The organism is Pseudonocardia sp. HH130630-07 (genome assembly GCF_001698125.1).
GTDB lineage: Bacteria > Actinomycetota > Actinomycetes > Mycobacteriales > Pseudonocardiaceae > Pseudonocardia.
Genome location: NZ_CP013854.1, coordinates 373,048 through 385,618, shown reverse-complemented (window position 1 = coordinate 385,618; position 12,571 = coordinate 373,048). Strand labels below are relative to the sequence as shown.

General features: G+C 75.1%; 12 protein-coding genes. 7 read left to right on the top strand and 5 right to left on the bottom strand.

What is annotated here, in order from left to right; genetic code table 11:
* The first annotated feature begins 31 nt into the window (after nt 1-31).
* The 3 genes from AFB00_RS01870 (at nt 32) to AFB00_RS01860 (ending at nt 3,417) form a co-directional block, all read left to right on the top strand.
* Complete coding sequence (locus tag AFB00_RS01870) at nt 32-1,246, top strand: MFS transporter (protein WP_068795768.1); 1,215 nt, start codon at nt 32-34, stop codon at nt 1,244-1,246.
* Nucleotides 1,247-1,562: 316 nt separating this feature from the next.
* The gene (locus tag AFB00_RS35640) at nt 1,563-2,048 is read left to right on the top strand and encodes a transglycosylase family protein (protein WP_068795767.1); all 486 of its coding nucleotides are present in this window, start codon (nt 1,563-1,565) and stop codon (nt 2,046-2,048) included.
* 124 nt (nt 2,049-2,172) lie between these two features.
* A complete protein-coding gene (locus AFB00_RS01860) occupies nt 2,173-3,417 on the top strand; it encodes a DUF418 domain-containing protein (protein WP_068795766.1) in 1,245 nt (414 codons plus the stop codon).
* 9 nt (nt 3,418-3,426) lie between these two features.
* Here the strand turns inward: AFB00_RS01860 and AFB00_RS01855 are convergent, their stop codons facing one another.
* On the bottom strand, nt 3,427-4,749 hold the full coding sequence (locus AFB00_RS01855) for an MFS transporter (RefSeq protein WP_068795765.1): 1,323 nt from the start codon (nt 4,747-4,749) through the stop codon (nt 3,427-3,429).
* A gap of 53 nt (nt 4,750-4,802) precedes the next feature.
* On the opposite strand from AFB00_RS01855, the gene AFB00_RS01850 reads away from it, so the two are divergent.
* Together AFB00_RS01850 and AFB00_RS01845 are read left to right on the top strand one after the other, a co-directional pair.
* Entirely contained in the window at nt 4,803-5,324 is a 522-nt protein-coding gene (locus AFB00_RS01850; RefSeq protein WP_068795764.1) for a GNAT family N-acetyltransferase, read from the top strand.
* A 258-nt stretch (nt 5,325-5,582) separates the two neighbouring features.
* Nucleotides 5,583-7,019 (top strand): amino acid permease, encoded by a 1,437-nt coding sequence (locus AFB00_RS01845; protein WP_231974164.1) that lies wholly within the window; start codon nt 5,583-5,585, stop codon nt 7,017-7,019.
* Here the strand turns inward: AFB00_RS01845 and AFB00_RS01840 are convergent.
* The 4 genes from AFB00_RS01840 to AFB00_RS01825 form a co-directional block, all read right to left on the bottom strand.
* Entirely contained in the window at nt 6,988-7,206 is a 219-nt protein-coding gene (locus AFB00_RS01840; RefSeq protein ID WP_068795763.1) for a DUF2945 domain-containing protein, read from the bottom strand. The genes AFB00_RS01845 and AFB00_RS01840 overlap by 32 nt on opposite strands.
* Before the next feature lie 50 nt (nt 7,207-7,256).
* Nucleotides 7,257-9,230 carry a M13 family metallopeptidase gene (locus tag AFB00_RS01835; protein ID WP_083275184.1) on the bottom strand — a complete coding sequence of 658 codons (1,974 nt, stop codon included), beginning with the start codon at nt 9,228-9,230 and terminating at the stop codon, nt 7,257-7,259.
* A 70-nt stretch (nt 9,231-9,300) separates the two neighbouring features.
* Nucleotides 9,301-9,777, bottom strand: a complete 477-nt coding sequence (locus AFB00_RS01830) for a hypothetical protein (protein ID WP_068795761.1) — start codon at nt 9,775-9,777, stop codon at nt 9,301-9,303.
* Nucleotides 9,778-9,827: 50 nt separating this feature from the next.
* Nucleotides 9,828-11,081 (bottom strand): threonine synthase, encoded by a 1,254-nt coding sequence (locus AFB00_RS01825; protein ID WP_197519719.1) that lies wholly within the window; start codon nt 11,079-11,081, stop codon nt 9,828-9,830.
* Nucleotides 11,082-11,196: 115 nt separating this feature from the next.
* Here AFB00_RS01825 and AFB00_RS01820 point away from each other — a divergent pair, with 115 nt between their 5' ends.
* Together AFB00_RS01820 and AFB00_RS01815 are read left to right on the top strand one after the other, a co-directional pair.
* On the top strand, nt 11,197-11,634 hold the full coding sequence (locus AFB00_RS01820; RefSeq protein ID WP_068795760.1) for a DoxX family protein: 438 nt from the start codon (nt 11,197-11,199) through the stop codon (nt 11,632-11,634).
* 55 nt (nt 11,635-11,689) lie between these two features.
* The gene (locus AFB00_RS01815; protein WP_068795759.1) at nt 11,690-12,526 is read left to right on the top strand and encodes an Fpg/Nei family DNA glycosylase; all 837 of its coding nucleotides are present in this window, start codon (nt 11,690-11,692) and stop codon (nt 12,524-12,526) included.
* The last annotated feature ends 45 nt before the right edge of the window (nt 12,527-12,571 follow it).

Below are 12,571 nucleotides of genomic sequence, written 5' to 3'. Positions count from 1 at the left end.
GCTCGACGAAAGAGTCGTGCAGAGGAGCCCCGTGAGTACCGTCCCGCCGAGCCGCCTGCGGCTGTCCCCGTCCGCCGCGTTCGCCGTCGTCGCGGCGACGTTCGTCTGGTTCCTCGCCGCGTCCTCCGCGCCGTCCCCGCTCTACGTCGTCTACCAGGACCGGTTCGCCTTCACCGAGTTCACCCTCACCGTGGTCTTCGCGGTGTACGTGCTCGCGCTGATCGCGGCGCTGCTCGTCGCCGGAGCGCTCTCCGACCATCTCGGACGACGGCCGGTGCTCCTCGCCGCGATCGCGCTGGAGCTCGTCTCGGTGGCGTTGTTCCTGGTCGCGGACGGTGTCGGGTGGCTGATCGCGGCCCGCGTCGTGCAGGGGGTCGCCACCGGGGTGGCCACCGCGACGCTGCCCGCGACGCTGGTGGACCTCGCTCCGCGCCCGGCCCGTGCCGGGCTGGTCAACGGCACGGCCCCGCTGGCCGGGCTGGGGCTCGGTTCGCTGGCGGCCGGTGCGCTGGTGGAGTTCGGCCCGGCGCCGACCCGGCTCGTGTGGGCGCTGCTGGCGGCCGGCCTGCTGGTCGTGCTGCTGCTCGTCGCGCTGGTCCCGGAGACGGTGGACCGCCGCGCCGGGGTGTGGCGGTCGTTGCGGCCCCGGGTGGGGATCCCGCCGCGGGCCAGGGCCGGGTTCGCCGGGCTCGTGCCGATCCTGGTGGCGAGCTGGGCGGTCGCGGGGCTGTACCTGTCCCTCGGCCCGTCGGTCGTCGTCCAGCTCTTCGGCGTCGGCGACCACCTGGTCGGCGGGCTGGTCGTGGCGGCGTTGTGCCTGACCGGGGCGCTCACCGCGTTCCTGCTGCGCGGGCGCACCCCCGGCCGGGTGCTGGCACCCGCCGCGGCCCTGCTGGGCACCGGGATCCTGGTGACGCTGGCCGGTGCGGCGTCCGGGGTCCTCGCGGTCGCGGCGGTCGGCACGCTGGTGGCCGGGACCGGCTTCGGTGCCGCGGCGTTCGCGACGTTCGGGACCCTGGCGACGCTGGCCGCGCCGCACGAGCGGGGCGAGCTGTTCGCGGCGACCTACACGCTCGCCTACCTGTCGTTCAGCGTGCCGGCGCTCGTCGCGGGCACGGCGGCGACGATGGTGGGGCTGCGTCCGACGGCGCTGGTCTACGGCGGGCTGGTCGTCGTGCTGGCCCTCGTCGCGACGGTGCTCGGCCGCAGGTCACCGGTTCCCGGGCCGGTCTGCCCGGCCACCTGAGGGAACGCCGGTCTGCCCGGCCACCTCGGGGAGTGCCGCCCGCCCCGGTCCGTCCGGTCACCGCGGGGAGCGCCGTGCGCGCGGGGAGGACGGCCGGCCGCCGCCGGGGACGCGTCCTGACGCCCGCCGCCACGGACGGGTGATTCCGGTCGTCGCCGACCGCGGAGGACCGGCCGCTCGTCGTGGTGTCGCACGACGAGCGTGATCGGCCCGGGCGAGTGCTCCGGAGCCGTGCCTACCGTGGCCGCCGCCCGCCACGGGCCGGGGGATCCCGGGCCGGCGGGCGCAGGAACGTTCCCCAGCGAAGGAGGCAGGCATGGCAGGACGGCACCGCAGGCCCACCGGCACCGGACGGGCGATCGGCCGGATCGGGGCCGCCGCGGCGGTGGCCGTGGCGCCCCTCGGCCTGGCCGGGACGGGGCTGGCGGCGGAGTCGTCGGAGTCGTCCGGATCGTCGGGGTCCGGATCGTCGGAGTCGGCAGGCACCTCGGAGTCGGCCGGGACGTCGGAGGAGTCGGTCGCGTCCGGATCGACCGGCGCACCGTCGACCGCACGCACCGCCACCTGGGACCGGCTCGCGCACTGCGAGAGCACCGGCGACTGGCAGGCCGACACCGGCAACGGGTTCAAGGGTGGCCTGCAGTTCACGCCGTCGACCTGGCAGGAGTTCGGCGGCACGCAGTACGCCGGGAGCCCGGAGGACGCGTCGAAGTCCGAGCAGATCGCCGTCGCCCGTTCCGTGCAGGAGGAGCAGGGCTGGACGGCGTGGCCCGCCTGCACGGAGAAGCTCGGCTGGCGCTGACCCGCCCGGCGTCGGCCGCGCCGTAGACCATCGGCACGCGCCTTTCGTCCTTTTCGTGTTGACTCCTCCGGTCCGGTCCCGGTGTGCTGGACCCCGGGTGGGGCGAGGTTCACGGGGGGCGACGATGACGGTCGGCAGTACACGTGCGGAACCGGCGGGACCGCTGGGAGCGTCCGGCCGGGCACCGGCACCGGACCTGGCCCGCGGGGCGATGCTGCTGCTGATCGCGCTCGCGAACACGCCGTTCTACCTCTACGGGCGGGCCCACTCGGCGGCCGGCTTCCACCCCGTCGACGGATCGGTCCTCGACCGGGTCGTGCAGGCGGTGATCATCACCGGCGTCGACATGCGGGTCTACCCGATGTTCGCGTTCCTGTTCGGCTACGGGATGGCCGTCATCCACCGGCGCCAGCGCGAGCGCGGGGTCCCGGAGCGGGCGGCGTCGCGGCTGCTGCAGCGCCGCAACCTCTGGATGCTCGTGTTCGGGTTCGTGCACGCGGCCCTGCTCTGGGGCGGCGACGTGCTCGGTGCCTACGGCCTGTGCGGCCTGCTGCTGGTGTGGCTGTTCGTCCGGCGTGCCGACCGCACCCTGCTCGTGTGGGCGGGTGTCGCGACCGGCGTGCTGACGCTGGTCGCCGCCCTGTCGATGGTCGGTGGCTGGGCGGCGCTGCAGTTCGGCCAGGTCCCGCCCGCCGGCGCCGGCATGCCCGCGTCGATGACCGCGAGCGCCTCGGAGACGTCGGTCATCGCGGCGGTCGGGGACCGGCTGGCGCTGTGGGCGGTGCTGACGCCGGCGCAGGGCGTGCTCGGCCTGGCCGTCCCGGCCGCGGTCCTGCTCGGCATGTGGTCGGCGCGGCGCCGGGTGCTCGAGCGGCCGCAGGACCACCTGCGGCTGCTGCGGGTCACCGCCGTCGCCGGGATCGCCGTGGGCTGGGGTGCCGGCCTGCCGCACGCGCTGGCCCACACCGGGGTCGTCGGCGGCCTCGACGGCGTGCTGTGGATGTTCAGCGGGCTCCAGATGGCCACCGGCGTGGCCTGCGGGATCGGGTACGTCGCGGTGTTCGGCCTGATCGGGCACCGGCTCGCCGGGCGGGCGCCCGGCCCGGTGTCGTCGGCCGTCACCGCGGTCGGGAAGCGTTCGCTGAGCTGCTACGTGGGCCAGTCGGTGCTGTGCGCGCCGGTGCTGGCCGCGTGGGGGCTCGGTCTCGGGGCGTCGCTGGGCAGCGCGGGGATGGCGCTCTACGCCGTCGGGGTGTGGCTGGTGACGCTGGTGTTCGCGGTGCTGCTGGAGCGGCGCGGGGCGCCGGGGCCGGCCGAGGTGCTGCTGCGCCGGCTCACCTACCGCGGTGCGCCGGTCGCGCGGCGGTGACGGCCCGGCTCAGCTCCTGCGGGCCGCGCGGAGCAGCCCGGCCAGCCCCAGCAGCGGCAGGACGAGCAGCAGCGCCAGCGCCGCGGTCAGCCCGAGCACCGGCGCGAACCCGCCGATGAGTGCGGCGCCGATCCCGGCGCCGGTCAGGAAGCACAGCGTGGCGACGCCGATCGCGCCGCTGCGCCGGTGCGCGGGCACCGCCCCGCCGACGGCCGCGATCATCGCCGGCTGCCCGGTCCCGAACGCCAGGGTGACCAGCACCGGTGCGAGCGCGAGGACCCACGGCTGGTGCGCGGCGACCCCGACGACCGCGGTGAGCAGCCCGGCGATCGTCGCGGCGCAGGCGACGACCAGGGTCCGGGCCGGGCCGATCCGGCGCTGCAGCAGCGCGGACAGCGGCGGGCAGGCGAGCGCGACGACGGCCGCGGGCACCAGCACCAGGCCGGTGGTCAGCGGCGTCCAGCCGCGCTCGCTCAGCTCCAGCGGGATCCCCAGCAGCAGCGCGAACCAGCTGGCCGGGATCGCCGCGGCGCACAGCGAGGACCGGACGACGGTCGGGTTCGCGACCACGGCGCGGGGCAGGAAGCCGTCCGGCCTGCGCCGCACCCAGGCCGCCGTCGCGGGGATGCCGAGTGCCAGCAGCACCGCACCCGTCACGGCGGCCGCGGTCCCCGCGCTCGGTGACTGGATCAGCAGGACCAGCCCGGAGACCGCGGTCGCGACGATGAGCGCGCCGAGCGGATCGGGCCGCGCGCCGTCCCCCGCGACGACCGACCGGCGCCACAGGTACGGCAGCGTCAGCACCCCGACGACCGGCAGCGCGACGGCGGCCCGCCAGCCGCCCGCCGTCGTCAGCGCCCCGCCGATCAGCGGCCCGAGGGTGGAGAGCACCGCGGAGGTACCGGCGAGCCGGCCCAGCACCGCCCCGCGGCCGTCCTCCGGTGTCCGGGCGCTGAGCAGCGCGGCCGCCAGCACCGGGATCGCCGCGGCGCCGACACCCTGCACCACCCGGGCCGCCATCAGCAGGCCGAAGTTCGGTGCGAGGGCCGCGCCGAGCGCGCCGAGCACGAGCAGCGCGATCCCGGAGCACAGCGGCACACGGACGCCGACGGCGTCGGCCAGCCGCCCGTACACCGGCGTCGCGACCGCGAGGGCGACCGCGTAGCCGCTGACCATCCAGGTCGCCGTCGCCGTCGACACGTCCAGGTCGCCGGCGAGGCTGGGCAACGCGACCGTGACCCCGGACGTCGACGTCCCGGCGAGGCCGAACAGCAGTCCCAGCACCACCGACAGCAGGCCGGTCCGGGCGGCGGGGGGAGCTGTCGTCGTCACGGCTCGATCCTGCTCCTCCGGACGGCCCCGTGGCACCGTGATTCGATGCGGAGGTGCACATACGGGACGCAACGTCCGCCGACGCCGGGGCCTGCGCCGCGATCTACGCGCCGTTCGTGACCGGTACCGCGGTCAGCTTCGAGTCCGAGCCGCCGGACGCGGCGCAGATGGCCGGCCGGATCGCCACGGCGCGGCGGCACCACGCCTGGCGGGTCGGGACCGATCCGGACGGCACGGTGCTGGGTTACGCCTACGGAGCCCCGTTCAAGCCGCGGGAGGCCTACCGGTGGACCTGCGAGGTCAGCGTCTACCTGCACCCCGACGCCCGTGGCCGCGGCGCCGGCCGGGCGCTCTACACCGACCTGCTGGACCGGCTGGCCGAGCGCGGGATGGTCGTGGCGGTCGCGGTGCTGACGCTGCCGAACGACGCCAGCGTCGGGCTGCACCGGTCGCTGGGGTTCACCGAGGTCGGGGTCTTCCCCGGGGTCGGCTGGAAGCTGGGCCGGTGGCGGGACGTCGTCTGGTACCGGCGGGCGCTCGCCGACCCGCCGCCGGAGGGTCCGGTCCTGGCCTGAGGTGCCGCCCCGGGCCGGCGGCAGGACTGCACCGGGGACTCCTCGGGATCGCCCGGTCCGCCGCCGCGTCGTGTGACGAGCGGTCGGCGATCCGGTGGCGACCCCGGTCCGAGCTGACCGGACGACCGCCGGTCCGGCCCCGGCGGCGCCGTGCGACGATCCCCGACCGTTGCACCCCGGCACACCGTCCGGGATGCGCGTCGACGCGCGCGCCGGCCCCCGACCGGGGCCGCGTGAGGGGCGAGCACGAGGAGCAGGATGGACGGCGCAGACGGCGCAGACGGCGCAGGCAGCGCGGACGGCTCGGACGACACCGGTCCGGGACTGCGCCGGGACCTGGACGGCCGGCAGATCGGCATGATCGCCGTCGGCGGGGCGATCGGGACCGGGTTGTTCCTCGGTTCCGGGCTCGCCATCTCGATCGCCGGGCCCGCGGTCATCGTCGCCTACGCGGTGGCCGCGGTCGTCGCCCTCGCGCTGGCGTACGCGCTGGCCGAGATGGTGGTGCGTCATCCCGAGGCGGGTGGGTTCGGGCCGGTCGCCCAGCGCTACCTCGGCGACGGGCCGGGGTTCGTGCAGCGTTGGATCTACTGGGCGGCACAGGTCGTCAACGTCGGCAGTGAGGTCGTCGCCGCCGGGCTCTACCTGCGGTTCTGGTACCCGGAGCTGCCGCTGTGGATCCCCGTGGTCGGGTTCTCGGTGATCATGCTGGCGATCAACGCCGGCGCGGTGCGGTTCTTCGGCGAGACCGAGTACTGGTTCGCGATGATCAAGGTGGTGACCGTCGTCGCCTTCATCGCCGTCGGCCTCACCGCGATCGTGTTCGGGCTGCCCGGGCAGGAACCCGCCGGTCTCGGTGCGCTCACCGGCCACGGCGGGTTCGCACCGAACGGGCTCGGGGCGATCTGGCTGGCGCTGACCGTCGTGACGTTCTCGTTCCTCGGGACCGAGGCGGTCGCGGTGACCGCCGCGGAGTCGCGCGACCCGGGCCGGGACATCCCGCGGGCGGCCCGGCGGACGGTGCTGCGGCTGGCGGTGTTCTACATCGGAGCGATGCTCGTCGTCGTCACGCTGGTGCCGTGGAACACCGTCTCCACCGGGGACAGCGTCTCCGAGTCACCGTTCGTGCGGCTGTTCGCCCAGGCCGGGGTGCCGGCCGCGGCCGCGGTCATGAACGTCGTCGTGCTCACCGCCGCGCTGTCGGCGATGAACACCAACCTCTACGTCACCGCCCGGATGACCTACTCGCTCGCGGTGGACGGTTACGCCCCCCGGGCACTGGCGCGCACCAACCGGCGGGGCGCACCGCAGCGGGCACTGGCGCTGTCCGCCGCCGGTCTCGCACTCGCGTCGCTGGTGTCGGTGTTCGCCGAGGACACCGCGTTCCCGCTGCTCGTCGGGCTGGCGCTGTTCGGGGCGCTGACCACCTGGCTGCTGATCTTCGCGAGTCACCTGGCGTTCCGCAGGGCGCACCCGGGGGAGCGCTCCCCGGTCCGGCTGCCGGGGGCGCCCTACACGACCGTCGCGGCGATGCTGTTCGTCGCCGCGGTACTGGCGACGACGCCGTTCACCGAGCAGTTCTCGACGGCCTGGAAGGCGGGTGTGCCGTTCCTGGGGCTGCTCGTCGTGGTCTACCTGCTCGTCCGGCGCCGCCGCCGGCGGCTCACGCCTTCTTCAGCTCGGAGTGGAGCTTGAGCACGGTCTGACCGTCCTCCTGCTCCAGCACGTAGGCGGGGTTGTCGTCGGTGCCGTTGCGGGACTGCGCCGAGCCGTTGATCGTCCGCTCGATGCGGTCGGTCGCCGACTCCACCACCTTGCCGGTGGGGGTGCCGTTGCCCCAGTTCCACGCCACCCAGGTGCCCTTCGCGAACTTCTCGGTCATGGCGCCCGGGTACCCCGGCGCCGGGCGTCGAACCCGGCGCCGGGGTGCCGTCACCAGATCCGGACCCGCTTGCCCGGCTCGGTGAACAGCGCGTCGGTCTCGGCGACCCCGAACGCCTCGTGGAAGGTGTCGAGGTTCGTCACGACCGCGTTGCAGCGCAGGTCCGGCGGGGAGTGCGGGTCGATCGCCAGCCGGCGGATCGCCTCCGCGTCCCGGGTGACCGCCCGCCACACCTGGGCCCAGCCGAAGAGCACCCGCTGCTCGCCGGTCAGGCCGTCGAGGACCGGGGGCTCGGCCCCGTCGTTGGCGATCGCGTACGCCTTGAGCGCGATCGTCAGGCCGCCGAGGTCGCCGATGTTCTCGCCGACGGTGAGCGCGCCGTTGACCTTGTGCTCGGGCAGCCCGGCGGGGGAGAGGTTCGAGTACTGCTCGACCAGCATCGCCGCGCGGGACTCGAACTCGGCCCGGTCGGCGGCCTCCCACCAGTCGGTGAGGTTGCCGTCGCCGTCGTAGCGGGAGCCCTGGTCGTCGAAACCGTGGCCGATCTCGTGGCCGATCACCGCGCCGATGCCGCCGTAGTTGGCCGCGTCGTCGGCGTCGGCGTCGAAGAACGGCGGCTGCAGGATCGCCGCCGGGAACACGATCTCGTTCATCCGCGGGTGGTAGTAGGCGTTCACCGTCTGCGGGGTCATCAGCCACTCGTCGCGGTCGACCGGGCCGCCGATCTTGGCGTACTCGAAGTCGTGCCGCCACTGGGCCGCGCGGCTGACGTTGCCCAGCAGGTCGCCCGCCTCGATCGTGAGGTCGGCGTAGTCCTTCCAGCGGGCCGGGTAGCCGATCTTCGGGGTGAAGCGCCCGAGCTTGTCCAGGGCGCGCTCGCGGGTCGCCGGGCTCATCCAGTCCAGCCCGGAGATCGACTGCCGGTAGGCCTCGACCAGGTTGGCGACGAGCTCCTCCATCCGCTCCTTGGCCCGGGGCGGGAAGTGCCGCTCGACGTAGAGCTTCCCGACGGCCTCGCCGAGCGCGCCCTCGACCAGCGACACGCCCCGCTTCCAGCGCTCGCGCAGCGCGGGGGTGCCGGACAGGGTGCGGCCGTAGAAGTCGAAGTCCTCCTCGACCAGCGCCGCGGACAGGTACTCCGACGCCGCGCTCGCCACGTGCATGGCCAGCCACGCCTGCCACTGCTCCACCGGGCGCTGCGCCCACAGCGCCGCAGTGGCGGTGACGAAGCTCGGCTGCCGGACGATCACCTCGTCGTAGGAGTGCGCCGGGACGCCCAGCGCGGTCTCCCACTCCGGCCAGTCGAAGCCGGGGGCCGACTCACGCAGCTGCGCGCGGGTCAGGAGCGTGTAGGTCTTCTCCGCGTCCCGGTTGGTGACGTTGTCCCAGGACTCCGCGGCCAGCGCGGTCTCCAGGTCCATGACCTGCTCCGCGACCCGCTCCGGCTCGGCGAGCCCGACCAGCTGGGCGAGCCGCTGCAGGTGCTCGACGTAGGCGGTGCGGATCGCGGCCGAACCCTCCTCGCGGTAGTACGCCTCGTCCGGCAGGCCGAGGCCGGCCTGGTTGAGGTTGACCAGGTAGCGGGTGGAGTCGCGGGCGTCGGTCGCGATGAACTCACCGAACAGGGCGGCGCGGCCCTCCCGCTGCCGGCGGCCCAGCACACCGGCCAGCGCGGCCCGGTCGGTCGCGGCGTAGACCTCGTCGAGCAGTGGCCGCAGCGGGGCCACGCCGAGCTCCTCGACCTTCTCGACGTCCATGAACGAGGTGTAGAGGTCCCCGACCTTGCCGGCCTCGGTGCCCGGTGCCTGCTCCGCGGACGCGCACTCGGTGACGATCGCGTGCACCTGCTCCTCGGCGCGGTCGCGCAGCACCCGGAACGCCCCGTCCTGCGCGCGGTCCTCGGGGATCACGTGGGTCGCCAGCCACCGGCCGTTGACGTGGGCGAACAGGTCGTCCTGGGGGCGGACGCCGGGATCGACCCAGCTGAGGTCGAGGCCGGAGTGCTTCGGCTCGGTGGTCGTCATGCGGCCCATCCTGCCCGCTGGGCCCGACGGTTTCGAGGCGACCGGGGCCCGCGTGTCCGCGGGCCGCCGATCAGGCGCGGCGCCAGAGTCGCCGGCGCGGCTCCGCGTCCTGCTCGCCCTCGACCGGCGCCGCGATAGCGAGCCGGCCGACCTGCTCGTTGAGCACCTTGAGGTGGACCCGGACGTCGTCGTGCGTCGGGTCGAGGACGGCCTGTTCGGCGATCTCGGCCGCCTGGTCCACCGAGTGCTTGAGCGAGGCCTTCGCCTTGTCCAGCCGGTTCGCGATCCGCCGGGCCGGCGGCTCGGTGATCCGGAACCGCGCCGGTTCGATCGAGTCGCCGACCGACGCCAGCCGCTGCACCGCCTCCAGCTCCGTGTCGAGCCGCTTGCCGATCTCGGTCAGCCAGGTCCGGACCTGCATGGCGGTGATCACCGAGGTGATCCGGTGGAACCGCTCGACCTGCTCGGTGCAGTCGGCCACGTAGGACCGCCAGTACCGGGAGAGTGCGGCGGGGGGCTCCGGGGACGACGGTCGCAGGCGTGGCACGCGTGACAGGGTGCCCCATGGGTCCGGGCACCGCCGTGGGCGGGCCCGGGTCAGGGGATACGGCCGTCGGCCGGGAGCACCGCCGGGTCGACCGGCACCGTGTCCGGGTAGAGCAGCCCGCTGCCGGTGTTGAGCACGACGACCTCCTCGGACCCGTCGAGCCAGCCGGACTCGCGCAACCGTCCGGCCGCGGCGACGCAGGCGGCGCCCTCCGGGCAGATCCAGGTGCCCTCGTCCCTGGCGAGCGCGTGCTCGGCGGCGAGCAGCTCGTCGTCGGACACGGCGACCGCGGTGCCCCCGGTGTCGTACACGGCGTCGAGCACGAGGAAGTCGCCCAGCGCCTTCGGGACGGTGATCCCGAACGCGACCGTCCGCGGGTCGGCCGGTGCGACGGAGCTGCGCAGACCGGCGTCGAACGCGTCCACGATCGGCGCGCAGCCCTGCGCCTGCACGGCCACCAGCCGGGGCATCGGGCCCTCGATCCAGCCGAGCTCGGCCATCTCACGCAGCGCCTTGTGGATCGCGATGATCCCGACCCCGCCGCCGGTGGGGTAGAGGACGACGTCCGGGGACCGCCAGCCGAGCTGCTCGGCGATCTCGTAGCCCATCGTCTTCTTGCCCTCGATCCGGTACGGCTCCCGCAGGGTCGAGGTGTCCTGGTACCCGTCCCGCCGTCCGACGGCGTCGGCCACCAGCCGTCCGGCGTCGCCGATCAGCCCGTCGACGAGGTACAGCTCGGCGCCGCTGACCACGCACTCCCGGCGGGTGATCTCCGGGGCGTCGACCGGCATGGCGATCAGCGCACCGAGCCCGGCCCGCGCGGCGTAGCAGGCCCAGGCGGCACCGGCGTTGCCGTTGGTCGGCATCGCGACGCCCCGCACGCCCAGCTCCGCCGCCCGGGACACCCTGACCGCCGCGCCGCGGGCCTTGAACGCGCCGGTCGGGACGAGCCCCTCGTCCTTCATCAGCAGCCCGGGCAGGCCGAGCCGGGCCCCGGCCCGGGGCAGCGGCAGCAGCGGCGTCATGCCCTCGCCCATGGTCACGACGTGCGCGGGGTCCCGGACCGGCAGCACCTCGTGGTAACGCCACAGGTCCGGCGGCCGGGCGGCGATGTCGGCCGGGGTCACGAGCGAGCGGGCCCGGTCCAGGTCGTAGCGGGCGAGCAGCGGCGCCCCGTCCGGCGAGGTGCCCTGCACGGTGTCGGCGTCGTACCGGTCACCGGTCCGGGAGCACTCGAGGTGGGACAGCGTGGAGTAGGCAGGCGGCACGCCGTCCAGTCCACCCCGGGCGGCGCCGCCCCGCACGCCGGGATCCGGTGTGACCTCGTGCGCATCCGGCCGCGGGTGCTGCCGCCGAACGGGGCACACCGTTAGGGTCGCGGGCGAAACGTGAACGCTCAATCATTGCGAGGTCACCGTCATGCGTCCGCTCCCCGCCCCGTACTCCGACGTCGCGCTGCTGCTCGCCCGGCTCGTCGTCGGCGTCGTCCTGATCGCGCACGGCCTGCAGAAGCTGGGTTCGGGCGTCGGTGGTGTGTCCGGTGGCTTCGCCGCCATGGGCATCCCGCTGCCGACGGTCTCCGCCCTGTTCGTGATGACCGTCGAGCTGGCCGGGGGACTGCTGCTGATCGCCGGTGCCGCGACGGCCGTCGCGGGCCTGGCCGTGGTCGTCGCGATGGCGGGTGCGTTCCTGTTCGTGCACTTCGGGGTCACGGTGTTCGTCGACGCCGGCGGCTGGGAGCTCGTCGGCGTGATCGCGGCCGGTGCGCTCGCGCTCGCCGCGGTGGGCCCGGGCCGGTTCTCGGTCGACCACCTCCTCGCCGCCCGCCGGAGCGCACCGGCGCACGCCGCCGCCTGAGCCCGGACGCCGTCCCGGCGGGCGCGACCGGCCGGCCCGGGGGAGGCTGACGGTCATGCCCGAGGGACACACCGTGCACCGGCTCGCCCGGCTGCAGCAGCGCCGGTACGCGGGCCGTCCGGTCGCCGTGTCGAGTCCGCAGGGCCGGTTCGGGACCGGGGCCGCGGTCGTCGACGGACGGGTGCTGGAACGGGTCGAGGCGCACGGCAAGCACCTGTTCCAGCACTACGGGCCGGACACGGTGGTGCACGTCCACCTGGGCCTGTGGGGCCGGTTCGCGAACCGGCGGACGCCCGCGGAGCCGCCCCGCGGTCAGGTCCGGATGCGGATCGCCGGCGCCACCCACTACGCCGACCTGCGCGGCCCGGCGGCCTGCGAGCTGCTCGACGACGGGCAGGTCACGGCGGTGCGCGCCCGCCTGGGCGAGGACCCGTTGCGCGGCGACGCCGATCCCGGCCGGGTGCGGGAGCGCTTCGCCCGCTCCCGGGCGCCGCTCGCCGCGGTGCTCATGGACCAGTCGGTGATCGCCGGGCTGGGGAACGTCTTCCGGGCGGAGACCCTGTTCCGCACCGGTCTCGACCCGATGCTCCCGGCCCGCGACCTGGACGACACGTCCTTCGGCGTGCTGTGGGACGACCTGACCGAGCTGTTGCGGGCCGGCGAGCGGCGCGGGCGGATCGAGACCCTGTACCCGGACCACGACCCGGCCCTGCTGGAACCTCCGGACCGGGGCTCGGTGTGTGCCAGCGTCGTCTACGCCTACCGGCGCACCGGGCAGCCCTGCCTGGTCTGCGGCACGCCGATCGCCCAGCAGGAGTTCCGCGCCCGCCGGCTGTACTGGTGCCCGGGCTGCCAGGACGGCGCACGGGCCGACCCGCTGCCCGGCAGGTGAGCGCCCTGTCACGGCGGTGTCCGATCTGTCCCACTCCGGGCGCTA

What these genes read in the sequence shown, in the direction of transcription:
- AFB00_RS01860 (WP_068795766.1), top strand. Translation starts at nt 2,173, where the DNA reads ATGACGGTCGGCAGTACACGTGCGGAACCGGCGGGACCGCTGGGAGCG.
- AFB00_RS01815 (WP_068795759.1), top strand. Translation starts at nt 11,690, where the DNA reads ATGCCCGAGGGACACACCGTGCACCGGCTCGCCCGGCTGCAGCAGCGC.
- AFB00_RS35640 (WP_068795767.1), top strand. Translation starts at nt 1,563, where the DNA reads ATGGCAGGACGGCACCGCAGGCCCACCGGCACCGGACGGGCGATCGGC.
- AFB00_RS01820 (WP_068795760.1), top strand. Translation starts at nt 11,197, where the DNA reads ATGCGTCCGCTCCCCGCCCCGTACTCCGACGTCGCGCTGCTGCTCGCC.
- AFB00_RS01840 (WP_068795763.1), bottom strand. Translation starts at nt 7,206, where the DNA reads ATGACCGAGAAGTTCGCGAAGGGCACCTGGGTGGCGTGGAACTGGGGC.
- AFB00_RS01835 (WP_083275184.1), bottom strand. Translation starts at nt 9,230, where the DNA reads ATGACGACCACCGAGCCGAAGCACTCCGGCCTCGACCTCAGCTGGGTC.
- AFB00_RS01845 (WP_231974164.1), top strand. Translation starts at nt 5,583, where the DNA reads ATGGACGGCGCAGACGGCGCAGACGGCGCAGGCAGCGCGGACGGCTCG.